This is a genomic window from Croceibacterium aestuarii, assembly GCF_030657335.1.
GTDB lineage: Bacteria > Pseudomonadota > Alphaproteobacteria > Sphingomonadales > Sphingomonadaceae > Croceibacterium_B > Croceibacterium_B aestuarii.
Genome location: NZ_CP131039.1, coordinates 1,293,697 through 1,316,265, shown reverse-complemented (window position 1 = coordinate 1,316,265; position 22,569 = coordinate 1,293,697). Strand labels below are relative to the sequence as shown.

General features: G+C 66.0%; 24 protein-coding genes. 11 read left to right on the top strand and 13 right to left on the bottom strand.

The genetic code is table 11. The features are described 5' to 3' along the window. Nucleotides 1–12: 12 nt before the first annotated feature. Nucleotides 13–861 (bottom strand): arginyltransferase, encoded by an 849-nt coding sequence (locus tag Q7I88_RS06305; RefSeq protein WP_305098192.1) that lies wholly within the window; start codon nt 859–861, stop codon nt 13–15. A 165-nt stretch (nt 862–1,026) separates the two neighbouring features. Further along, the gene (locus Q7I88_RS06300; protein WP_305098191.1) at nt 1,027–2,274 is read right to left on the bottom strand and encodes a threonine ammonia-lyase; all 1,248 of its coding nucleotides are present in this window, start codon (nt 2,272–2,274) and stop codon (nt 1,027–1,029) included. Between the two features lie 93 nt (nt 2,275–2,367). Between Q7I88_RS06300 and Q7I88_RS06295 the strand changes: the two genes are divergently transcribed. The 3 genes from Q7I88_RS06295 to Q7I88_RS06285 all read left to right on the top strand — a co-directional run bounded on the left by Q7I88_RS06295 (nt 2,368) and on the right by Q7I88_RS06285 (nt 5,320). Further along, nucleotides 2,368–3,267 carry an NAD(P)-dependent oxidoreductase gene (locus Q7I88_RS06295; RefSeq protein ID WP_305098190.1) on the top strand — a complete coding sequence of 300 codons (900 nt, stop codon included), beginning with the start codon at nt 2,368–2,370 and terminating at the stop codon, nt 3,265–3,267. Continuing rightward, nucleotides 3,264–4,946, top strand: coding sequence for an amidohydrolase (locus Q7I88_RS06290; RefSeq protein ID WP_305098189.1), 1,683 nt, complete (start codon nt 3,264–3,266; stop codon nt 4,944–4,946). Before Q7I88_RS06295 ends, Q7I88_RS06290 begins: the two co-directional genes overlap by 4 nt. Nucleotides 4,947–5,143: 197 nt before the next feature. Next, entirely contained in the window at nt 5,144–5,320 is a 177-nt protein-coding gene (locus Q7I88_RS06285) for a hypothetical protein (protein ID WP_305098188.1), read from the top strand. A gap of 33 nt (nt 5,321–5,353) precedes the next feature. On the opposite strand, the gene tatC is transcribed toward Q7I88_RS06285, so the two are convergent. The 9 genes from tatC to Q7I88_RS06240 form a co-directional block, all read right to left on the bottom strand. Continuing rightward, nucleotides 5,354–6,178, bottom strand: a complete 825-nt coding sequence (tatC, locus tag Q7I88_RS06280) for a twin-arginine translocase subunit TatC (protein WP_305098187.1) — start codon at nt 6,176–6,178, stop codon at nt 5,354–5,356. A 9-nt stretch (nt 6,179–6,187) separates the two neighbouring features. Then, nucleotides 6,188–6,583 carry a Sec-independent protein translocase protein TatB gene (gene tatB, locus Q7I88_RS06275; RefSeq protein WP_305098186.1) on the bottom strand — a complete coding sequence of 132 codons (396 nt, stop codon included), beginning with the start codon at nt 6,581–6,583 and terminating at the stop codon, nt 6,188–6,190. 22 nt (nt 6,584–6,605) lie between these two features. Beyond that, on the bottom strand, nt 6,606–6,845 hold the full coding sequence (gene tatA, locus Q7I88_RS06270; RefSeq protein WP_305098185.1) for a twin-arginine translocase TatA/TatE family subunit: 240 nt from the start codon (nt 6,843–6,845) through the stop codon (nt 6,606–6,608). Nucleotides 6,846–6,878: 33 nt separating this feature from the next. Next, nucleotides 6,879–7,457, bottom strand: a complete 579-nt coding sequence (gene scpB / locus Q7I88_RS06265) for an SMC-Scp complex subunit ScpB (protein WP_439648382.1) — start codon at nt 7,455–7,457, stop codon at nt 6,879–6,881. A 56-nt stretch (nt 7,458–7,513) separates the two neighbouring features. Continuing rightward, nucleotides 7,514–8,320 (bottom strand): segregation and condensation protein A, encoded by an 807-nt coding sequence (locus Q7I88_RS06260; protein WP_305098184.1) that lies wholly within the window; start codon nt 8,318–8,320, stop codon nt 7,514–7,516. Beyond that, nucleotides 8,317–9,336, bottom strand: a complete 1,020-nt coding sequence (gene nagZ, locus Q7I88_RS06255) for a beta-N-acetylhexosaminidase (RefSeq protein ID WP_305098183.1) — start codon at nt 9,334–9,336, stop codon at nt 8,317–8,319. The genes Q7I88_RS06260 and nagZ overlap by 4 nt, the downstream gene beginning before the upstream one ends. Nucleotides 9,337–9,445: 109 nt before the next feature. Continuing rightward, the gene (locus Q7I88_RS06250; RefSeq protein WP_305098182.1) at nt 9,446–10,099 is read right to left on the bottom strand and encodes an SPOR domain-containing protein; all 654 of its coding nucleotides are present in this window, start codon (nt 10,097–10,099) and stop codon (nt 9,446–9,448) included. Nucleotides 10,100–10,108: 9 nt separating this feature from the next. Then, nucleotides 10,109–11,866 (bottom strand): arginine--tRNA ligase, encoded by a 1,758-nt coding sequence (argS, locus tag Q7I88_RS06245; RefSeq protein WP_305098181.1) that lies wholly within the window; start codon nt 11,864–11,866, stop codon nt 10,109–10,111. Between the two features lie 55 nt (nt 11,867–11,921). Next, nucleotides 11,922–12,569 carry a hypothetical protein gene (locus Q7I88_RS06240; protein WP_305098180.1) on the bottom strand — a complete coding sequence of 216 codons (648 nt, stop codon included), beginning with the start codon at nt 12,567–12,569 and terminating at the stop codon, nt 11,922–11,924. A gap of 74 nt (nt 12,570–12,643) precedes the next feature. On the opposite strand from Q7I88_RS06240, the gene ispH reads away from it, so the two are divergent. From ispH to rnhA, 3 genes are read left to right on the top strand one after another with little or no spacing between them, the layout of a single operon-like run. Continuing rightward, nucleotides 12,644–13,615 carry a 4-hydroxy-3-methylbut-2-enyl diphosphate reductase gene (gene ispH, locus Q7I88_RS06235; protein WP_305098179.1) on the top strand — a complete coding sequence of 324 codons (972 nt, stop codon included), beginning with the start codon at nt 12,644–12,646 and terminating at the stop codon, nt 13,613–13,615. After that, the gene (gene thrB, locus Q7I88_RS06230) at nt 13,615–14,583 is read left to right on the top strand and encodes a homoserine kinase (RefSeq protein WP_305098178.1); all 969 of its coding nucleotides are present in this window, start codon (nt 13,615–13,617) and stop codon (nt 14,581–14,583) included. The genes ispH and thrB overlap by 1 nt, the downstream gene beginning before the upstream one ends. A gap of 14 nt (nt 14,584–14,597) precedes the next feature. After that, nucleotides 14,598–15,035 carry a ribonuclease HI gene (rnhA, locus tag Q7I88_RS06225; protein ID WP_305098177.1) on the top strand — a complete coding sequence of 146 codons (438 nt, stop codon included), beginning with the start codon at nt 14,598–14,600 and terminating at the stop codon, nt 15,033–15,035. Nucleotides 15,036–15,124: 89 nt separating this feature from the next. Here rnhA and Q7I88_RS06220 read toward each other — a convergent pair whose 3' ends face one another. Both Q7I88_RS06220 and Q7I88_RS06215 read right to left on the bottom strand, forming a co-directional pair. Then, nucleotides 15,125–16,222 (bottom strand): NAD(P)/FAD-dependent oxidoreductase, encoded by a 1,098-nt coding sequence (locus Q7I88_RS06220; RefSeq protein ID WP_305098176.1) that lies wholly within the window; start codon nt 16,220–16,222, stop codon nt 15,125–15,127. Beyond that, nucleotides 16,219–17,160, bottom strand: a complete 942-nt coding sequence (locus Q7I88_RS06215; RefSeq protein ID WP_305098175.1) for an alpha/beta fold hydrolase — start codon at nt 17,158–17,160, stop codon at nt 16,219–16,221. The genes Q7I88_RS06220 and Q7I88_RS06215 overlap by 4 nt, the downstream gene beginning before the upstream one ends. Before the next feature lie 105 nt (nt 17,161–17,265). Here Q7I88_RS06215 and Q7I88_RS06210 point away from each other — a divergent pair, with 105 nt between their 5' ends. The 5 genes from Q7I88_RS06210 (at nt 17,266) to Q7I88_RS06190 (ending at nt 22,551) form a co-directional block, all read left to right on the top strand. Next, the gene (locus Q7I88_RS06210; protein WP_305098174.1) at nt 17,266–17,760 is read left to right on the top strand and encodes an A24 family peptidase; all 495 of its coding nucleotides are present in this window, start codon (nt 17,266–17,268) and stop codon (nt 17,758–17,760) included. Between the two features lie 74 nt (nt 17,761–17,834). Continuing rightward, nucleotides 17,835–18,926, top strand: coding sequence for a Flp pilus assembly protein CpaB (gene cpaB, locus Q7I88_RS06205; protein ID WP_305098173.1), 1,092 nt, complete (start codon nt 17,835–17,837; stop codon nt 18,924–18,926). A gap of 67 nt (nt 18,927–18,993) precedes the next feature. Next, nucleotides 18,994–20,592, top strand: a complete 1,599-nt coding sequence (locus tag Q7I88_RS06200) for a type II and III secretion system protein family protein (RefSeq protein ID WP_305098172.1) — start codon at nt 18,994–18,996, stop codon at nt 20,590–20,592. Between the two features lie 14 nt (nt 20,593–20,606). Beyond that, nucleotides 20,607–21,263 carry a CpaD family pilus assembly protein gene (locus Q7I88_RS06195; RefSeq protein WP_305098171.1) on the top strand — a complete coding sequence of 219 codons (657 nt, stop codon included), beginning with the start codon at nt 20,607–20,609 and terminating at the stop codon, nt 21,261–21,263. A gap of 1 nt (nt 21,264) precedes the next feature. After that, nucleotides 21,265–22,551 carry a CpaE/TadZ family protein gene (locus Q7I88_RS06190; RefSeq protein WP_305098170.1) on the top strand — a complete coding sequence of 429 codons (1,287 nt, stop codon included), beginning with the start codon at nt 21,265–21,267 and terminating at the stop codon, nt 22,549–22,551. Nucleotides 22,552–22,569: the final 18 nt, after the last annotated feature.

Genomic DNA, 22,569 nt, shown 5'->3' with positions numbered 1-22,569 from the left:
CCGCAGAGGCGGTCAGGCGATCTTGTACTGGTGCTGGCCGCCGGGAGTTCCGTCCTTGGATCCGCCTTCGACGCCCGGCACGGCGCTGCGTGGCCGCACGGCGGCGGCGATAAGCGCGGCCTGTTCATCATCTGAGAAACGCTGCCAGCCCCCAGGTCCGAGTTTTTCAAGCGGGCGATAACGCACCTTGTACTGCATACGTTGCGAACCCTCGACCCAATAGCCGAGATAGACGTAGGGCAGGCCTTCCCGACCTGCTCGTCTAATGTGATCGAGGATGATGTAGTTCCCAAGGCCCGTGCGAATCTCATGGTCCGGGTCGTAGAAACTGTAGATCATCGACAACCCGTCGCCTTGCCGGTCGGTCAGGCAGGCACCGATTAGACGACCCGGCTTTCCGTCGACCGATGGCTCCCTGTATTCAATGACATAGCTCGAGACCGAGGTATGTTCCACCATATCGGCGTAGTCAATCTCGTCCATCGCCGCCATTCCCCCGCCGGGGTGGCGCGCGCCGAGATACTTCTGCAGCAGCTCGAACTGTTCGGCGGTGGCCCAGGGCCGGCACTCGGTCGCGACGATGTCCCGGTTGCGCTTGATATTGCGCTTCTGGGTGCTCGAAGGGGCGAACTCCCCGGCCACGACCCGCACCGATATACAGGCGCGGCAATCGGCACAGCTCGGGCGGTAGGCGACGGTCTGGCTGCGCCGGAATCCGATGCGGCCGAGCGCGTCGTTCAGTTCCTCGGCATGCGGCCCCTTGAGCTCGGTGAACACCTTGCGCTCGGTCTTGCCCGGCAGATAGGGGCACGGCGCAGGGCTCGTCACGAAGAAGCGGGGAAATCGTACCGGGGCCGTCACGGTGCTGGGCGGTCCTCTCCAAGCCAGAACAGAAGCAATTTGCGCGATGCCCGCGGTATGACCGCAGGAATCGCCGCTTAGAAGACTATTAACCGTAATTTTCCCCGGTTGCAGGGTTAATTTTCACAAGGCCGTCGGCGAAAGACGAAACCGCCCTGAAATCGGTCAGTTCAGCTCCACTTGGCTAACCGCGTAGCCCTTGCCGCGAAGCGCGGCGACGAGCATTTCGAGTTGCTGGCGATCGCGCGCCTCGCATTCGATGTCGGTCACCAGGCCCTTTGCGGGCAAGTCGGTGAAGATGCGCTGGTGGTAGATTTCGAGGATGTTGACGTTGTGCGCGTCGAACTCGTGCATCACCTTGTACAGCGCACCGGGTCGGTCCTGGAGCGTGATCCTGAGGCGCGCAAGCCGGCCGTCGCGCGCCAGGTCGCGCAGCAGAACGTTGGCAAGCAGGCGGGTGTCGATATTGCCGCCGCACAGCACGAGGCCGACCTTCTTGCCCTTGAAACGATCGCGGTGGGCCATGACCGCGGCAAGCCCGGCTGCGCCGGCGCCTTCGACCACGGTCTTCTCGATCTGCAACAGCAGCGAGACAGCCTTTTCAAGCTCGGGCTCGCTGACCAGCAGGATGTCGTCGACGAGCGCCTCGATAATCTGCGCGGTGAATTCGCCCGGCTGCTTGACCGCGATGCCTTCGGCCAGCGTGTCGCCGCCGCACGGCAGGCTGGCATGTTTGATCTTGTCGTACATCGACGGATAGAGCGCGGCCTGGACCCCGAGCACCTCGATTGCAGGGTTTGTTGCCCGGGCGACCGTCGCCATGCCGGATATCAGCCCGCCGCCGCCGATGGGCACGACGAGCGTGTCGAGTTCGGGCGCATCGGCAAGCATTTCGAGCGCGACCGTGCCCTGGCCCGCAGCGACGTTGGGGTCGTCGAACGGGTGCACGAAGGTCAGGCCGAGCTTCTTTTCCAGGCCGCGGGCGTAGGCATAGGCTTCGTCGTAGGTCTCGCCTTCAAGCAAGACTTTGCCGCCCACGCTCTCCGTCTGCATGACTTTCACCACCGGCGTGGTCTTGGGCATGACGATGGTCACCGGCACGCCGAGACGGGTTCCGTGGTAGCTCAGCCCCTGCGAGTGGTTGCCGGCGCTGGCCGCAATCACCCCGCGATTGCGCTGGTCTTCATCCATCAGCAGCAAGGCGTTGAGCGCGCCGCGCTCCTTGTAGGCGGCCGTGAACTGCAGGTTTTCGAACTTGAGCCAGATCTCCGCCCCGGTGATCTTCGACAGGGTCTTGCTGTGCAGTGTCGGGGTTCGCACGATGGCATCGCCGATCCGCTTGGCGGCGGCTTCGACGTCGGCCAGCGTGAGCGCTGACAGCGCCGCTTTCGAGGTGGGATCTGCTTCGCTCATTGGCGGCGGGCCGTAATGCAAAATTCATGGCAAGGGAAACCCGAAAGCCGCAGGGCGTTGCTTTGCCTGGGACAAGACGGCAGGGAGGCGACCATGACAACAGCCAAGCGTATCGCCTTCCTCGGCCTTGGCGTGATGGGCGCACCAATGGCCGGCCACCTCGCCCGCCGCGGCCACCGCGTCACCGCCTACAATCGCACTTCCGCGCGCGCCGCCGAGTGGCTCGAGCGTTATTCGGGCGAAGGTCTCGACGTCGCGACCGCGCCAAGCCCAGCCGAAGCCGCCGCCGAGCAGGAGGTGGTGATTACCTGCGTCGGCAACGATTCCGATCTCGCCGAAGTCGTCCTGGCCGAAGGCGGCGCGCTGGCGGCGATGACCGCTGGCGCATTATTCATCGATCACACCACCGTTTCGCCGGCGATTGCCCGGCGCATCGCCGCCGAGGCCGCCGAGCGCGGCGTGCTGGCACTCGACGCTCCGGTCTCTGGCGGTCAGGCCGGGGCGGAAAACGGCAAGCTGGCCGTGATGTGCGGAGGATCCCTTCGGGCGATGGAAAGCGCGCGCCCCGTCCTGGACGCTTATAGTGCGCGAACCGTCCATATCGGGGAAGCCGGCGCCGGACAGGCATGCAAGGCGGTGAACCAGATCTGCATCTCCGGCGTCCTCGCCGGCCTTTCCGAAGGCGTTCGCTTCGCGCAGGGAGCGGGGCTCGACATGGACCGCGTGCTCGAGGCGATTTCGGGCGGTGCGGCGCAGTCGTGGCAGATGGAAAACCGCTGGCCGACGACGGCGGCGGGCGAATTCGACTTCGGTTTCGCAATCGACTGGATGCGCAAGGACCTCGCCATCGCGCTCGGCGAAGCGAAATCCAGGGGTCTTTCGCTGCCGGTCACCGCACTGGTCGATCAGTTCTATGCCCAGGTGCAAGCGGACGGCGGCGCGCGCCAGGACACCAGCGCGTTGATTCGCCACCTGCCGGAGCCCCGCACATGATCCGCCGCGCCCTGCTGGCGCTCGCTCTGCTTTCTCCCGCTCCCGCACTGGCCGACACGCTGCTCGACAATGTCGACGGCATCTCGGTGAACCGCGACGGCAAAGTGACTCGCTTTGCCGGTCTCGTGTTCGACGACGAGGGGCGCATCACCCGAGTTCTCAAGTTCGGCGACAAACCGCCAAAGGTCGATTACCGCGAGGACGGCCACGGCCATGTCGTCATACCCGGACTCATCGACGCTCATGCCCATGTGATGAGCCTCGGGCTTTCTCTGCTCACTCTAGACCTGTCTGACACCCGCTCGCTCGCGGAAGCCCAGGCGAAAATCGCGGCCTACGCCGCCGAACATCCCGACCGGCCGTGGATCATCGGGCGCGGCTGGAACCAGGAAACCTGGGGTCTCGGCCGTTTTCCCACGGCGGCCGAACTCGATGCCGCAGTGCCGGACCGACCGGTCTGGCTCGAAAGAGTCGACGGTCATGCAGGTTGGGCCAACTCGGTTGCGCTGAAAGAGGCGGGCGTCACTGCCAAGACCGCAGACCCTGTCGGTGGAAGGATCGTGCGCTTGCCCAGCAGCAAGGCGCCGGCCGGTGTGCTCGTCGACGCAGCGACTGCGCTGATCGATACGCTGGTTCCGCCGCCGCGCCCCGAAGACCGCGACCTCGCACTGGTCAAGGCGCAGCAATTGCTGGTCAGCAAGGGGGTTACTGCGGTCGCCGACATGGGCACAAGTGCCGAGGACTGGATGACCTTCCGCCGCGCCGGCGACGAGGGACGACTGCGGATACGCATAATGTCCTATGCCAGCGATGTCCCGACGATGCAGCTCATCGCCGGGCCGGGGCCGACCGTCTGGCTGTATGGCGACCGGCTGCGGATGAACGGGCTCAAGCTCTATCTCGATGGCGCGCTCGGCTCGCGCGGGGCCTGGCTCAAGGCCCCTTACGCCGACGACCCCGGCAATACCGGACTTAAGCTGCTCGACGGAACCCAGCTCAGAAACCTGATGAGCCGCGCGGCAATCGATCACTTTCAGGTCGCGGTCCATGCGATCGGCGATGCCGCCAATGCCGAAGTGCTCGACGCGATAGACGAGCTCAGCGAAACCTACGACGGCGACCGGCGCTGGCGCGTCGAACATGCCCAGATCGTCGACCCGGCCGACTGCGCCCGATTCTCCGCGCACGGCACGATCGCCTCGATGCAGCCGGTGCATGAGAGCAGCGACCGGCTGATGGCCGAAGCGCGCCTCGGACCGGCCCGGCTCGCCGGGGCCTACGCCTGGCGCACCATGCAGGAGAACGGCGTGCCGTTGGCCTTCGGCTCGGATGCTCCCGTGGAAGCTCCCGACCCACTGGAAGGCATAGCTGTCGCAATCAGCCGGTCCGATGCGAGCGGCGAGCCGTTCGGTGGCTGGCATCCCGACGAAACGGTGACGCGCGAGGCTGCACTCGCCGCCTATACGGCGGGGGCCGCGTATGCAGGATTCGCCGAGGGGCGCTTCGGGCAGCTCGACGTGGGCGAGCGAGCCGACTTCCTGGTTCTCGATCGCGATCCCTTGCTCTCGACCCCCGATCACATCAGGGCGACGAAAATCCTCCAGACCTGGATTGGGGGCATCCGCGTGTTCGGAGACGCCACGACCGCCCCGGAAGAGTCTCGCCGGTCTAAGCGTTAGACTTGCCGGCCCACTAACGCGGCGCTGCTGCAAATAAGCGAAAACTAATCTCTTTCTCGCTGTTTGGTTCTCGCCAGAGTTCGTGTTACAAGCTCTTGCAGCGAACTGCGCTGGGGCAGTTTGCTGCTGCATGTTTTGAAAGGATGTTTATGTCTCTTATGCGAACCGCGGGCACTGCGATCGCGATTTCAAGCCTGTTGCTCGGATCGACTGTGGCCCAGGCCGCGGCGCCGGCTCGCCAGGCATCGAAGACTTCCGACAGCGAAGCGCTGGCCGGCACGGGTCTCGGCTTGGTCATCGCGGGCTTGGTCGCGCTGGGAGTCATCCTGGTGATCAGCAACGACGACGAGAAGAGCGCGCCGACGAGCCCGTAGGCTTTTCCGGCTAGCTGACACTACACGGCGGCTTCAGTCCGCCGAACTGTCCGTTACAGGGGCGGCGGCATCTTCGGATGCCGCCGCTTCTTCTCGTTCGCGCGCAGCTTTCTTCTCGCTGAAGCGCATCAGTAGCAACGAGCCTTCGAACAGAATCAGAAGCGGGGCCGCCAGCAGAAACTGCGACACCACGTCCGGCGGCGTGATCACCGCACCCACCACGAAGATTCCGACAATGACGTAACGCCGCGCACCGGCGAGCTGTTCGCGCGTCACGAGTCCGGCGCGGTTGAGCAGCAGCAAGAGCACCGGCAGCAGGAAGCTTATTCCGAAGGCGAGGATGAAGCGCATAACCAGGTCGAGGTATTCGCCCATTGCCGGCAGAGCTTCCTGCTGCAGTCCGCCGGCCGTGCCCTCGAAACCGAGGAACCACTTGAAGGCCGTCGGCATGACGATGAAATAGGCGAGGCTCGCGCCCAGCGTGAAAAGTATTGGCGTCGCGATCAGGAACGGCAGGAAGGCCTTCTTCTCCCGCGCGTAGAGGCCCGGGGCGACGAACTGCCACAACTGGTTGGCGATGACCGGGAAGCTGATGAAGAAGGCGGCGAACATGGCCACCTTGATGTTCACGAAGAACGCTTCGTAGAGTTTGGTGTAAATCAGCCTGCCCTGGCCTGCCGGAAAAGCCGCTGCGAGCGGCCTGACCAGCAATCCGAAGATGCCCTCGGCAAAATAGAGGCAGACGAAGAAGGCGACGGCAAAAGCCGCAACCGCGCGCACCAGACGGGTGCGCAACTCGATCAGGTGATCGAGCAGCGGAGCCTGTGTCTCATCGATGTCGCGAAGCTTGAACGCCATGGCCGCAGGCTAGTCCTGCTTGTCCGCCGCCGGCGGAGTGCGCTCGCCGCCCGGCTCCGCCGCGGCGCGGGATTCCGCACTGCCCTCGACCACCGGATCCTCGCCCTTCGCGCCCGGAACCGAACGCGCCGGCAGGGCCCCCGTCGGCTCCATCTCGGGAGGCGCGTCGGCAGGATGCTCGGCCATGATCTTGGCGTTCTGCTCCGCCCACTTCTTTTCCATCTCTTCCATTTCGGCTTCGCGGATCATGGTTTCGAGACCGGCGCGGAAATGGTTCGAGACGCGCCGGACTTTGGCAATCCAACGCCCGGCGGTTCGCATTGCCAGCGGCATGTCCTTGGGGCCGATCACGAGCACCGCGACAATGACGATGACCAGCAGTTCCTGCGCGTCGATACCGAACATGGAAGGGCGCTCCCGCCCGGAATCAGTGGGAAGTCTTGTCGGAGGTGGGCTGGGTTTCGCCAGCCTTGGCCTCGGCGGCAGGGCCTTCGATGCGCTGGGCGGGCTGAGCGGGCTTGGCCGGTTCGTCGTCGTCGTTCAGGCCCTTGCGGAAACTCTTCACGCCCTTGCCGAAGTCGCCCATCATCTCCGAAATCCGGCCGCGGCCGAACAGGACGAGGATGACCAGCGCGATAATCAGGATCTGAAATGGTCCGACGTTCACTGGAAAGTACTCCAAAAGCTTTGACTGCAGAGTCTAGGCGCTTTCCTCACGGTTTTCCAGCACGGCATCTTCGCTCTCGTTCGGCTCAGCGAAACGCTCGTCTCCATCTCCGGACCGATCCTGCCCGGTCAAGGCCTCGAAGGCGTCGTCGACCGGATCGAGCAGACCGGCCGCCTTGAGTTCGTCGAGCCCGGGCAGATCCTTGCGGCTTGCGAGTCCGAAATGGCTCAGGAAATCGGGTGTCGTGGCATAGATCACCGGCCGCCCGGGCACCTCGCGCCGCCCCGCGACCCGGACCCAGCCCGCTTCCATCAGCACGTCGAGCGTTCCGCTCGACGTCTGCACGCCGCGTATCGCCTCGATCTCGGCGCGGCTGACAGGTTCGTGATAGGCGACGATCGCCAGCACTTCGGTCGCGGCGCGCGACAAGCGTCGGACCTGTTCTTTCTCCCGCCGCAGCAGGTGCGCCAAGTCCGGCGCGGTCTGGAACTGCCAGCGCTTGCCGCGCTCGACCAGATGCACCCCCCGCTCGCGGTAGGTATCGGCGAGTTCGGCGAGCGCTTCACGCACGTCGGCACCGCCGAGATGGGCCGAGAGCTGTTCGGCCGACATCGGCTTTTCGGCAGCGAACAATGTCGCCTCCACGCCGCGCACGAGATCGTCGGGCTTCACGATGCGAGCCGACGCAAATGGAGCGGCCCGAAGATTTCCTCCTGGCGCATTTCCGCCCGTCCGAGTCGGGCCAGTTCGAGCGCGGCGACGAAACTGGAGGCAAGCGCCGAACGCTTGAGACGCGGATCGGAATGCTGCGGCAGGAACTGGCGCAGCTCCATCCAGTCGAGCGTAACGCCGAGCATGGCCGAAACCCGGTCGAGCGCCGAATCGAGCGTCATCACCGGCCGCTCGCGCACCATGTGCACCACCGGCTCGTTGCGCGCCTTCATCTGTCCGTACGTCGAGACCAGCTGGTACCAATCGCACTGCCAGGCGTTGACCCGGTCGACCCGCAGGCCTTCGGGGCTGCCGCGCAGGAACACGTCGCGCCCGATGCGGTCGCGCGCCATCAGCCGCGCAGCGGCCTCGCGCATCGCGCCGAGTCTTTGCAGGCGAAGTTGCAGGCGCAGCGCCAGTTCCTCGGGACTCGGGTCTTCCTGTTCCTCCTTGGGCAGCAGCAGCGCGGACTTGAGGTATGCCAGCCAGGCCGCCATCACGAGATAGTCGGCGGCGATCTCCAGCCGCAGCGCCTCGGCCCGCTCGATGTAGACGATGTACTGGTCGACCAGCGCCAGTATCGAGATCTCGCGCAAGTCGACCTTCTGCCGCCGCGCCAGGTCGAGCAGCAAGTCGAGAGGCCCTTCCCAGCCGTCGAGCTCGAGATAGAGCGCGGCGTCGTCGCTTGGAGCAGCGCCGGGGCCGCCCCATTCGTCGAGAGCGCGCTCGACTTCGTCGCCGAGGAGGAGGCTTTCGTCGCTCATGCCTGCACCCCTGCCGCTTCGAACAGAGCATCGCGCTTCGCCAGCAATTCGGCCTCGTCTCCCGCTGTCGCGCTATCGCCGGAAGCGATCAGAGCACGCTCGTAGCGCAAGGCCGTCTCGTCCGACATTTGCGGCAGCCGATCGGCAATCCCGATCATGTCCTCCATCTTCGCCCAGCAGTTGAGAGCGATGTCGCACCCCGCGGCAAGCGCCCGTTCGGCGCGTTCCGGCACCGAGCCGGTCAGCGCCGCCATATCGAGATCATCGGTCAGCAGGAGGCCGGTAAAGCCGATTCGCTTGCGAATGATCTCGCGGATGACGAACTCGGAGAGCGTAGCCGGACTGTCCGCGTCCCAAGCGGTGTAGAGAACGTGCGCGGTCATTCCGATCGCAGCGTCGGCGAGGCTGCGGAACGGCTCGATGTCGGTTTCGAGCTCCTCCTCGCTCGCTTCGACCAGCGGCATTGCCTTGTGACTGTCGCACATAGCCCGGCCATGCCCCGGCATGTGCTTGACGCAGCCCGTAACGCCGGCCCGCGCCAGCCCGGCGAGCACTGCCCGGCCCAGGGCTGCCACCTGCATCGGCTCGCTGCCCAGCGCGCGGTCGCCGATGACGTCGTGAGAACCCGGTTGCCGTACGTCGAGCAGCGGCATGTAATCGACCGAGATGCCGGCTTCCGCGAGCTCGATACCAAGCGCCTCTGCATTCGCCCGCGCCGCCTCGATGGCGGTTGCCGGGGCCACGTCCCAGAGCCGTGCGAACATCTCGCCCGGGGGGAATTCCTGCCACTCGGGCGGCTTCATCCGGGCGACGCGCCCCCCTTCCTGGTCTATCGAGATGAAGCAGCGTTCCCGTCCGTGGATTGACCGCAGTTCGTCGGTCAGCGCACGCAGCTGTGCACGGCTCTCGCAATTGCGCGCGAACAGGATGTAGCCCGCCGGGTCCGCCTCGCGGAAAAACGCGCGTTCGTCGCCGGTCAGCGCAGGACCTGAAATGCCGAAGATTGCGGGCGTCATAAGATTGCGAAAGTCGCAGGATTTACGAATGCGAGCAAGCGCCGGCTCGTTCGGTAATGTGGACAGTAACCACGCTCCGGCTCGGCATCAAACCCGGACAGCCGGTCGCTCAGTTCTTGACCTGACAGTCCGCGCCGGATGCCTTCAGGCTGCTGCACAGCTCTTGCGCCGCGCCGGCATCGCTGGCGACCGCCTGGAGGCGAAAGATCGGGCTGCCATCCGCCGCGCCCTGCAGGATTCGGTGCTTAACCCCGGAAAGGGCGGGATGCTGGCCGGAAAGCGACTGCCAGCCCTGCTCGGCGCGCTCGCGGCTTGAATAGGCACCGACCTGCACGCCGACACCGCCCGTGGCGTCCTGCTCGCGGTCGATGCTGGGTTCGGGGGCGGCACTTCCTTCGGCGACGCGCGATTGGACTTGCTGGCCTTCGGCGACTGCGAAGCTGGAGTCGCCGGTTCCCGCGGCGGTGGCGCCGCCCGGATCATCGGGACGTTCCTTGTATGGGCCCTCGGGTGCTCGGATCGTGCTGCCGTCGGCGACTTTCGCGGGATCAGAGCGGTCGTTGAGCAGCCACCAGCCGCTGCCAATGATCCCGGCGAGCAGAACCAGAGCGACCAACACGAACGCGATGAGCCGCCCGGTGTCGACGCCCTGTTCTTCATATTCGTCGTCTGCCTGAAGCCAGGGTAGCCGTTCGTCCTCGTCGGCAAACGCCAGTTCCTCGGCATCGACCGCACCGTTCGTCTCGTCTTCGTCGCCAGCCACAGACATCCCCTACAGCTCCTCGACTGCTTCAACCCCCAGTACAGCCAGGCCGTTGCGAAGTACCTGCCCGATTTGCTCGCCGAGGAAAAGCCTCGCCGCGGTGAGCTCGGGGTCCTGCGTCACGATAATCCGCTTGGCTGGATCGTCGTTGCCCATGTTCCAGAAGGCATGGAAAGCAGCCGCAAGGTCGTAGAGATAAAAGGCGATACGGTGCGGTTCACGCGCCTGCGCGGCCGCTTCCACGATGCGCGGAAACTGAGCCGCCAGCTTGACCAGATTCAGCTCGTCGTCGCCGAGGCGGTCGAGGTGCTCTCGCGACGGCGCCAGTCCCTCGGCCGCAGCCTTGCGCAGGGTCGAGCGGACGCGCGCGTGGGCATATTGGACGTAGAACACCGGATTGTCTTTCGACGCCTCGACCACCTTGACGAAGTCGAAATCCATCTGCGCTTCGGGCTTGCGGGTCAGCATTGTGAAGCGGACCACGTCCTTGCCGACCTCGCCGACCATGTCGGCAATGGTTACGAAATTGCCCGAACGCTTCGACATCTTGGCCGGCTCGCCGCCGCGCAGCAGCTGGACCATCTGCACCAGCTTGACGTCGAAAGGAATCGGCTCGCCCCCAGCTTCTTTGGCGCCCTCGCTGAGCGCGGCGACGGCAGCCTTGATCCGCTTGACCGTGCCGGCGTGGTCAGCACCCCAGATGTCGATCAGCTCGTCGGCGCCTTCCGCTTTCTGCATGTGATAGGCGAGATCGGCGCCGAAGTAGGTCCAACTGCCGTCGCTCTTGCGGATCGGGCGGTCCTGATCGTCGCCGAACTTGGTCGAGCGAAACAGCGGCAGCTCGACCGGTTCCCAGTCCTCGGGCGTCTTGCCTTTGGGAGCTTCGAGGATGCCGTCGAACACCAGGTCGTGCTGGCGCAGCCATTGTTCGGCCGCCTGGGGCTTGCCCTGCGCCTGCAGCTCGGCTTCGGAGGAAAACACATCGTGACGAATGCCGAGCAAGGCGAGGTCGGAGCGGATCATCTCGAGCATCGCCGCCACGGCCCGTTCGCGAAACAGGTCGAGCCACTCGCTTTCTGGTGCGCCGGCGTACTTGTCGCCGAACTCTTCGGCCAGGGCCTGCCCAATCGGCACGAGGTAATCGCCGGGATAATAACCCGGCGGAATCTCGCCGATATCCTCGCCCAGCGCCTCGCGGTAACGCATGTGCACCGAGCGAGCGAGGGTTTGAACCTGCGCTCCGGCATCGTTGACGTAGTATTCGCGGATCACGGCATAGCCGGCGAATTCGAGCAAGGTGGCGAGCGCATCGCCGACCACCGCACCGCGGCAGTGCCCCATGTGCATGGGACCGGTCGGGTTGGCCGAGACGTATTCGACATTGACCCGCCGCCCGGCGCCGAAGTGCGACCGGCCGTAGTCTTTGCCGAGCGTGTCGATTGCCGCGAGCTCGTTGCGCCAGGCGTCTTCGGCGAGTCGCAGGTTGATGAAGCCGGGCCCGGCAATCTCGGCACTCGCCACGGCCGGATCGCTCGTGAGCCTGGCGACAATAGCCTCGGCCAGACCGCGCGGATTCGTGCCCGCGGGCTTGGCCAGCACCATCGCCGCATTGGTCGCCAGGTCGCCGTGCGAGGGATCGCGCGGCGGCTCCACGCTGATATTGGCGCGCGGCAGCCCAGGGGGCAGCATTCCGTCAGCTTCCAGTGCCGACAGCGCTGCATCGATCTTGGCCGCGAACGCGGCGTACAGGGTCTGGGTATCGGACATTGCGCGCGCCGTTAGCCTGTTTGCCGCGCCCGGGAAAGGCTGACGCGGCTCGGCCCTAGCGCGTAACGTTGTAAGCCAGCTGTTCCTGCGTAAGCTGGAAACCGACCAGCAATTCGAAGCTCGCGCGCGACACCGCGGCGCGGACCGCGGGCTCGGCCAGCGGATCGACCGCTGCGTCGGCCTCGCCCGCCTTGCGCTTGCGGGTGATGCGTTCGCGGATGTCGTCGGGCAGCGTTGCTTCGGCCTTGTCGATGAAAGCGCCGCCCGATCCGGTGGCGGAAGCGCGCGCCTGGCCATCGGCGAAATTGAGCGTCACGGTGCCGACCCGCTTGGACAGGACCGCGTTGCCGCCGCGCACCACGGTGGCGAAGTATGGCAGTTCGACCGTCCGGGCCCCGCGGCTGTCGCGGCGCTGGGCGAAGACGTCGAAATTGGCCTGGGCGTAGATCTTGTCGCCCGATTCGTCGCAGGTGGTGCGCACGTCGGTCATCGAGGCGGTGACGTCGATGGCCTCCGCGGTGACAGTCCCCGACGGCGAGAACAGCGTGATGTCGCCGGTGTAGTCGGGAATCCCGACCGCCGGGCAAACCGTGCGAAGTGCGGTGATACCGACGCCCTCATCGACGACGAGGTCGCCCTGGGTCTTGCAACCCGCCAGGGTCGCTAAGGCCAGTCCGGCAAAGGCGGCGGTACGGATTTTCATGCACTGTCCTCGTCAGATTTGCGCGGGTGCCCTAGCCCTTTCGCCCCGGCGGCACAACGGCTAGAGGCGGCAAGATGAACGCCCCATTTCAAGAAGCCAATACCCCGGCGGCCAAGCCGCCGCTCACCGTACTGATCGCGGCTCCGCGAGGGTTCTGCGCCGGGGTGGACCGGGCGATCGAAATCGTCGACCGCGCGCTCGCCCGCTACGGGGGGCCGGTCTACGTGCGTCACGAGATCGTCCACAACAAGTTCGTGGTGGACGGGCTGAAAGCCAAAGGTGCCGTCTTCGTCGAGGAACTCGACGAAGTTCCCGATGGCGTTCCGGTGGTTTTCAGCGCCCACGGCGTGCCCAAGTCGGTCCCGGCCGAAGCCGAAGATCGCGGCCTTCAATACCTTGACGCGACCTGCCCGCTGGTCAGCAAGGTCCACCGCCAGGCGGAACGCCAGATCGAGGCCGGGCGGCACATCGTATTCATCGGCCACCGCGGCCATCCCGAGGTGATCGGAACGTTCGGTCAGGTCCCCGAAGGATCGATGACTCTGGTCGAAACGGTCGAAGACGTCTCTACGCTCGACATTCCCGCGGAAACTCCGCTGGCCTATCTGACCCAGACGACGCTGTCGGTCGACGATACCGCAAAGGTGGTCGAAGCGCTCTCCGCCAGGTTCCCCAACATCGTCGGCCCGAAGGCCGAGGACATCTGCTATGCGACCTCTAACCGCCAGGCCGCAGTCAAGCAGATCGCCCCGGGCAGCGATCTCGTGCTGGTGATCGGTGCCCCCAATTCGTCCAATTCGCTGCGCCTCGTCGAGGTCGCCGAGCGCTGTGGAACCGACGCCCGTCTGATCGAGCGTGCGTCCGACATCGATCCGGCTTGGCTCGAGGGCATCGGGACCATCGGCATCACCGCCGGAGCCTCGGCGCCCGAAAAGCTCGTCCGCGAAGTCGTCGACAAACTTGGCGAATGGCGCGAGGTGGAGGAGCACACCGTGGTCACCGCCGAAGAAAAGATGATTTTCAAGCTGCCGCGCCAACTCGCCTGATGGCGGTCTACACGCACCTTTCGGCTGAAGAGCTCGCGGTGCTCATCGCCGAATACGATGTGGGTGAGTTGCGGTCCGCCAAAGGTATTGCCGAAGGCGTCTCCAATTCCAACTGGCTGGTCGAAACCACCGGCGGGCATTTCATCCTGACGATGTACGAGCGGCGCATCGACGTGGCCGAACTGCCGTTCTTCCTCGGCCTGCTCGACCACCTTTCGGCAAGAGGCTGCCCGGTCCCCCGCACGATCCACGATCGCTCGGGCGCGGCATCGCGGACCATCGGCGGCAAGGCTGTGGCCCTCATCGAGTTCCTGCCCGGTGTCTCGGTCGCGCGTCCTCGGGCGGCCCAGGCCCGGGCGGTGGGGGCCGCGCTGGCGGGCATCCATGCGGCGGCCACGGACTTTCCCGGCGAACGGGCCAACGCCATGGACCTCGCCGCATGGCGCGCGATGCTCGACGATTGCGGCGAGGCTGGGCTGGCGCAGATCGAGCCGACATTGCCTGGTCTTGTGCGCGCCGAACTCGCCTTCCTGGCGCGGAACTGGCCAAGCGAGCTGCCGCGTTCGGTCATCCATGCCGACCTTTTTCCCGACAACGTGTTGATGCTCGGCGAGCAGGTCAGCGGCCTCATCGACTTCTATTTCGCCTGCAACGACATCACCGCCTACGATCTGGCAGTGACCCACGCCGCCTGGTGCTTCGACGAGAAGGGCGCGTTTCGCCCGGCCATCGCCGAAGCGCTCGTCGCCGGATACGAGAGCGTCAGGCCGCTGGCGAAAAAGGAGCGCGCCGCACTGCCCGTTCTGGCCCGCGGGGCGGCGATGCGCTTTTTGTCGAGCCGCGCTTACGACTGGCTCCATACCCCCGCCGACGCCCTGGTTACGCGCAAGGACCCGATGGATTTCGCGCGGCGTCTCGAATTCTATGCAGAACATGCTGACAGGGCCTTTCCCGGCATCGGAGCCTAGGGCAAGGCGGGGCGATGAAGGCAGTAGAGATTTTTACCGACGGGGCCTGCAAAGGCAATCCCGGCCCCGGCGGCTGGGGCGCGATCCTGCGGCGCGGGACTCATGAAAAGGAGCTGTCGGGCGGCGAGGCGGCGACCACCAACAACCGCATGGAAATGACCGCGGTCATCCGTGCGCTCGAAGCGCTGACCGAACCTTGCGAGGTCAACCTGCATTCGGACAGCCGCTATGTCATCGACGGAATAACCAAGTGGATCGAGGGATGGCAGCGCAAGAGCTGGATCAATGCCAGCCGGAAGCCGGTACTCAATGCCGACCTGTGGCAACAAATGCTCGACGCTGCGGCGCCGCACCGCATCAGGTGGATCTGGGTCAAGGGCCACGCTGGCCACCCGGAAAACGAACGGGCGGACCGGCTGGCGAGCGCAGCGGCCGACACCGCTGCAAGTTAAGGAACGGCTGGCTCCGGCAGTGAACCGGCGCCGTGCGGCGGGTCTTGCGGAGAAGCGGCGCGACCGACCTGCCCCTGCGTCCGCGATGGTTACGCGAACCTGTCCGGCGAATAGAGCGCAGCATCGAGCCGCTCGGTCATAGCGTCGCGCGGCAGGCCGAGCAGGAGCTGCGCCGCAAAGCGCGCCGCCGCCGGCGCGGTCTGGATTCCGAAACCGCCCTGACCCGCGAACCAGAAGAACCCGGGCGCGCGCACGTCGAATCCGTAGACCGGCAGGCGGTCCGGCGCGAAGCTGCGCAGGCCGGCCCATTTGTGCTCGAGCGCCTCGACGCGCCAATCGACGACCTTCTCGAACCGGGCGATGGCCTCCGCGATGTCGAGTTCCTCGGGCGCGACGTCGCAAGCCTCGGTCGGCGTTTCGTCGTGCGGGCTCAGCCACACCCGGCCGCTCTCGGGCTTGAAATAGAAGCGGCCGCAAATGTCGAGCACCAGCGGAAGGTCGTCGGGTGGCGCGGGAGAGGTGCGAAGCTGCGCCACGGTCCGCCGCAATGGCTGGATGCCGAGCGAGGCGGCGCCGGCCAGCCGTGCTACCGAATCGGCCCAGGCGCCGGCTGCGTCGACCACCACGCCGGCGCGCACTTCGTTGCCGTCGGCCAGCGCCATATCCCAGCCGGCGGCCGATCGCTCCAGCCGGTCGACGCGCGCGGAACAGCGCAGCTGCGCTCCCGCCGCTCGCGCGCGTTTGAGATAATGCTGGTGAAGCGCGGCGACGTCGATATCGGCGCAGGCGGGTTCGCTGACCGCATGGTCCCATCCCGGCCGAACGCCAGGGATCGATCGCTCGAGCGCGGCGCGGTGGAGCCGCTCGATTGTCGCGCCCGAGCCTGCGAAGCGCTGCAGGAAGGCCTCGATGGCTGCTTCGTCTTCGCGCCGCCCGACATAAAGCGCGCCGCGTTCGCGCAGCAGCCCGAGCTCGCGCAGATATGGTCCCGAGGCGAGGGTCAAGGGCACGACGTCGGGGCCGCCGTAGCACTCCTCCCAGAACGCGGCCGAGCGGCCTGTGGCGTGGTAGCCGGGCTGCGCCTCGGCCTCGACGATCGTAACGCTGGCATGCGGCGCCAGCTCGGCAGCGATGCTGGCGCCGGCCATTCCTGCGCCGATCACCGCGATGTCGCATTCTCGCTTCATTTCGGCGCGAGCCTGTCGAGGAATGCGTCGATCGCCGCAAGCGCGCGGTCGCGAACCGGATCGGCTTCGCGCAGCAGTTCGTGGAACGCCTCGCGGCCGAATCGCACCAGTTCGCAATGCGGGAGGCGCTGGGCCATCCGGCGGATGGCGGCGTAACTGACCAGTCGATCATGCTCCGCCGCCAAGATAAGCGTCGGCGTTTCGATAGCTTCGATCACGCCCCGCTGCCGCAGGTAGAGGATCGATCGCAGCGCCGCGCGCAGCCAGCCCCAGCTTCCCGGCCCCATGACCAGCTCAGGCCTCGTGGCGCGCCACCAAGCCTCGTCGGCATAACGCTCGGTGTCGTGAGTTAACAGCAGGGCCCGCCCGGTCGGCAACTCGCCGGGCTTTTCGCTCCACTTCCATGCCGGCCGGCGCGGGTCGCCGAGCCGGCACATCAGGCTGGCCGCAGCCAGTTTCAAGCGTTCCGGCACCAGATCGGGCAGAAACCCGACCATGGGCGCGGAGAGCACCAGCGCGTCGGGCGCGATCGCCCGTTCGGCAACCGCGCGCAGTACGAGGTGGCCGCCCATCGAATGCCCGGCGAGGACGCCCAGGCCTTTGGTGTCCTCGCGCCACTCGCGCCACAAGGCAGCGAGATCGGCGGTCCAGATGCCGAAATCGTCAATGTGGCCGGTGATCGCGTCGCCCCCGAGCCGGCCCGAACCGGCCTGTCCGCGCCAGTCGGCAGCAGTGACCCCCCAGCCTTGCCGGTTCCAGTGGTCGAGCGTCTCGAGGTATTTCTCGTAGGAATCGCCGCGCCCGGGCATGAACAGAATGCCGCCGCGCCCGCCCTGCGCCGGCGGCGCCCAGTCGATGCGGCGAAGCGCTTGGCCGCCGGGTGTCAGCCAGCGGCTTTCCTGGGCGATAGACGGAATGGCGCGGCGGTCGAAACGCACGTTTTCCGCCTCATTGCCTTGGCTAATTCCAGCCTCCTGCCCGTGGTTACTATTTGGTAAGCCCTGATCGCTAGCACTGACATCCGGGAATTCACGGGGGCATCGGTGTTGGACGATCCGCTCAAATATGGACTGCTGGCGGGCTTGGCAATCGCACTGCTGATTGCCGCCTTCACCGACCTGCGTTCGCGTCAGATCGGTAATTGGCTCACCGCCGGCATCGCCTTGTCCGCACCGCTGTTCTGGTGGGCCAGCGACCTCTCGCTGTGGCCGGACGTCGCATTGCAGGTCGGCGTTGCGCTCGCGGCTTTCGTCGTCCTCGCCGGCCTTTTCGCGCTTGGCGCGATGGGCGGCGGTGACGTCAAGCTCCTGGCCGCGCTGGCGATGTGGATCGAACCGAGCTGGTTTCTCAAGCTCTTGGTCATGATGGCGCTGCTGGGCGGCGTGCTGACGGTCTTTTTCGCGGCCTGGCACATGATCCGCGGCAGCAAGGAGCGCCTCGCCATCCCTTACGGCGTCGCCATCGCCTGCGCCGGATTGTGGGTGCTTTCGGCTCAGTACTGGCCGGCCAGCGCCGCCGTTTCCGGCAGTTTGGGGTGAACCCGATTTTAACCACTCACGGCTTAAGCGCCAACAATCTTAACGCCATTTCCATCGAGGGGGCTTGACGCACCATGGACAGGAAGAAGCTGGTATTGCTGCTGGGGGCGCTGATCATTGCGATCGGCACGGCCCTGGCCGCCCGGAGCATGTTCGTCGGCGCGTCCGCGCCGCAGGCCGAGGCCGCGCCGGCCCAGCCGCAGGGGCCCAAGGTCCTCGTGGCCAAGCGCGCGTTGCCGGTTGGCACAATCATCACCGCCGACGCCATCGGCTATCAGCTGTGGCCGAAGGAACTGGTGCAGGACGCCTATTTCATCGACGGTGAGGCGGACATGAGCAAGCTGCTTGGCACCGTCGTGCGCCATCCGATCACGGCGGGGGAACCGGTCACCCAGGGTTCGCTCGTGAGCCCCGGTGATCGCGGTTTCCTGGCCGCAGCGCTGGGCCCGGGCATGCGCGCCGTCACCGTGCCGGTGTCCGAAAAGACCGGCGTTGGCGGCTTCATCTTCCCGGGCGACCATGTCGACCTGATGCTGACGCAGACGATCAGCGGCGTCGAAGGCCAGAGCCTGAATGCGGCGGAGACAATCCTTCACAACCTCCGCGTGCTCGCCACCGACCAGTCCACCGAAACGACCACCACCGAGGATGGCAAGACCGTCGTCAAGGCGTTCCGCACGATCACCCTCGAAGCGACGCCCAAGATTGCGGAGAAGATTACCGTCGCCCAGACGATCGGAACGCTGAGCCTGTCGCTACGCTCGATCGCCGATAACCAGAGCGAGCTCGACCAGGCAATCGCCAACGGCGAAGTCAACGTGCCCGATGGCGTCTCGAAGGACGAGGAAGACCGTCTGCTGCGCCGCGCCGTCGCCGCAAAGCAGGACGGCGCCTCGACCTTCGTGACCGGCGGCGACGTGTCGCGCTTCCAGCGCCGTTCGATGCCCGCCACCACGGTCCCTCAGGCTGCACCCATGCCGGGTACCCCGCAGCAGGGCAGCGCGCCGACGCGTCCTAGCGGCCCGGTTGTGCGGGTAACGCGCGGCTCCGCGCAAACCACAGTCGAATCCGTCGACAAGGGCGCCGGACAGCTCAAGGACCGTCAGGCCGCGGCCGTCGGCTCTGCAGCCGGTACCGTTGGCGTCGGCGTCGCCACTCTCAGGTAATCCCATGAGCAACGCAACCAAACTCAAGAGCAACGCTGACCGCGTGTTCCAATCGAGGGGCAAGACAATGAAAAGCCGCCTTCTCAAGTCCGCGCTGATCGCCGCGAGTGCGCTGGCGCCGCTGTCCGGCATTCCGGCCGGCCCGGCCGAAGCCCAGTCCGTCGCCGCGCCGGCGCAGCAGATCGTCATCTCGATCGGCCGCGGCCAACTGGTGACGGTGCCCGGCTCGATGTCGGACATCTTCGTCGCCAACGACTCGATTGCCGACGTGCAGGTGAAGTCGCAACGCCAGCTCTACGTCTTCGGCAAGGCCGGCGGCGAGACCACGGTCTATGCCAGCAACAGTGCCGGCGACATCGTCTGGTCGGCCAACGTCCGCGTCGGTTCGAACCTCGACAGTGTCGATCAGATGCTGACGCTGGCGATGCCGGAAGCCAAAATCAACGTCGCGACGATGGGCACGAACACGGTGCTGCTCACCGGCACGGTCGCCGCGCCCGAAGATGCGGCCGAGGCGGAGCGTCTCGTCTCCGCTTTCGTCGGCGACAATGCCAACGTCATTTCGCGCCTCAAGACGGCGACGCCGCTGCAGGTCAACCTGCGCGTCCGCTTCGCCGAAGTGAGCCGCTCGCTCGTCCGCTCGCTGGGCGTCAACCTCGCGTCAATCGATAGTTCGAGCGGCTTCCAATTCGGAATCGGGCAGGGCCGTGCGGGCTGGTTGCCTAGTTACCGGCCCGGCGGCGGAGTTACCGGCGTGGGCGCGGGCAGCGTGACGACGGTTTGCGCCAGCATCACTGATCCGACGAAACTCGCCGAATGCGCCGCCACTTCAGTCAGCCCGCTCGCCAACGGCACGACGATCGGTGCGTTTGGCAAGTTCCTCGGGCTCGACATCGGCTCGGCGCTCGATCTGGCCGAGCGCGACGGTCTGGTGACCACCCTGTCGCAGCCGAACCTGACCGCGCTTTCGGGCGAAACCGCCGAGTTCCTTGCCGGCGGCGAATTCCCCATTCCGCTCAGCCAAGGTCTTGGCACGACGACCGTCGAATACAAGAAGTACGGCGTCAGCCTGGCCTACACGCCCACCGTTCTCGCCAACGGCCGGATCTCGATCCGCGTCCGCCCCGAAGTGTCCGAGCTTTCGAGCCAGGGCGCGGTGACGCTCAACGGCTTCCAGATCCCGGCGCTGACGATCCGCCGCGCGGAAACGACGGTCGAACTCGGCTCCGGCCAGAGCTTCATGATCGCCGGTCTGCTGAGCAACAACGCGCAGAACACCATCGACAAGGCACCGGGCGTCGGTGACCTGCCGATCCTCGGAAATCTCTTCAAGTCGACCGAATTCCGCAAGGGACAGACCGAGCTGGTGATCGTGGTCACCCCGTATCTGGTCAACCCGGTGGACGACAGCGAGATCAAGCTGCCGACCGACGGCTTCCGCGCGCCGGATGCCGGCCAGCAGTTCCTGCTCAACCGCGAGAACAACGGCGTCACCGGCGCCGAGCGTCCCGGCCCCGAGGCCGCTGGCGAATCCGCCCCGCCGCCGGCCGTCGGCCTGGGGGACAATGTGACCGCGCCGCGCCAGGCCGACGACGCCGATCGCCGCAAGGACATGAAGACCGAAAAGCGTGCCGAGGCTGCCTCGCCCGGCTTCAGCTTCCAGTGAGAAAGGTGAAGACGATGTCTATCGCAACCAACAAAGCGCTGACGACCGCGCTCGCTCTCTCGCTGGGGCTGGCGACGGGCGCCTGCGCCACGAACAGCGCGCCGAAGAACTACTCGCTCGACAGCGTCAACCAACCGATCGTCGAGCGCTCCAACTATGCGCTCGACCTCGGCGCGAACGCGGCCGGCTTGCCGGTGAGCGAGCAGGGTCGCTTGGCCGGCTGGTTTGACTCGCTGGGTCTGGGATACGGCGATCGCGTCTCGATCGACGATGCCACGGCGAGCCCCGCCGTCCGCGACGACATCGCCAAGCTGGCTGGCCGTTACGGCCTGCTGCTCAGCGACGGCGCTCCGGTCACTGCAGGCTATGTCGATCCCGGCAAGGTTCGTGTGGTCGTCACGCGCAGCCACGCCTCGGTGCCGAACTGCCCCAACTGGGACGACAAGCTCAACGACTACGGCGACAACGCCACGCACTCCGGCTTCGGCTGTGCCGTCAATGGCAACATCGCCGCGATGGTCGCCAATCCCGAGCACCTGCTGCACGGCGCCACGGGTACCGGCGAGACGACCGTCATGAGCTCGAGCAAGGCAATCAAGACCTACCGCGACGCACCGCCGACGGGCGCCCAGGGCTTGCCCGCCGTGTCCTCACAGGAAGGGGGTAAGTAAGATGAATGCGCCTTGGAAACCCGGCGTGGCCGGCAACCGCGACCCCTTCGCCGCCTTCATCTGCGACGAAACCGCTCTGGACGTCCTGCGTCCGGTCGTGATCGAGCTAGGCTGGGCGCCGGAAAAGTGCGCCAAGGGCGGCCTGCGCAACGCTGTGCAATCGCTGTCGATTGCCGCGAGCCCGGCAATCCTGATGGTCGACTTGTCGGAAAGCGGCGATCCCCTTAACGATATCAACGCGCTGGCCGAGGTCTGCGAACCGGGCACGGTGGTGATCGCGGTCGGCCAGGTGAATGACGTCCGGCTTTATCGGGACCTGCTCGCAAGCGGGATTCACGATTACCTGCTCAAGCCGCTTTCGGCCGGACAGGTCCGCGATTCGCTGAACCAGGCACAGGCGGTGTTCGCCGCGCCGCGCGGCGGCGAAGGCGAAACGCACAAGCCCCACGTCTCGACGGCCGTCGTCGGTACCCGTGGCGGTGTCGGTGCATCGACCCTGGCGACTTCGCTCGCCTGGCTCTTCAGCACCGATCACAAGCGCCCGACCGCGCTGCTCGACCTCGATGTGCATTTCGGCACCGGGGCGCTCAGCCTCGACCTCGAACCGGGTCGCGGCCTGACAGACGCGATCGAAAACCCGAGTCGCATCGACGGCCTGTTCATCGAGCGCGCCATGATCCGGGCCAACGACAACCTCGCGATCCTCTCGGCCGAAGCGCCGATCAACTCACCGCTGATGACCGACGGCAGCGCCTTCGTGCAGCTCGAGGAAGAGTTCCGCCAGGCGTTCGAGAGCACGGTCGTCGACCTGCCGCGCAACATGCTGATCAACTTCCCGCACCTGCTGCAGGACGTGAATGTCGTGACGCTGGTCGCCGAAATGACGCTGGCTTCGGCCCGCGACACGATCCGCATCCTCTCGTGGCTCAAGACCAACGCCCCTGCGGTCGCCCCGATCGTCGTTGCCAACAAGGTGCAAACCGGGTTGGCGGAAATCAGCAAAGCGGATTTCGAGGCCTCGATCGAGCGCAAGATCGATTTCTTGATCCCCTACGACCAGAAAGCCGCCGTCAACGCGGCTAAGCTCGGCCAGACCTTCGTTGACGCGAACCGCTCGAGCAAGGCCGGCGCGGTCATCCGCGACATCGCCAAGGCCGTGCTCGGCAAGGGCGAAGAAGGCGAGGAAGGGGAGGCGACCGCAGCGAGCTCCTCGCTGCTCGGCAAGTTCGATCTCAAGTCGCTCCTGAGCAAGAAGCCCAAGGCAGCGCCGCAGGCGGAACCGGCCTGATCGGGCCGGATATCGGGC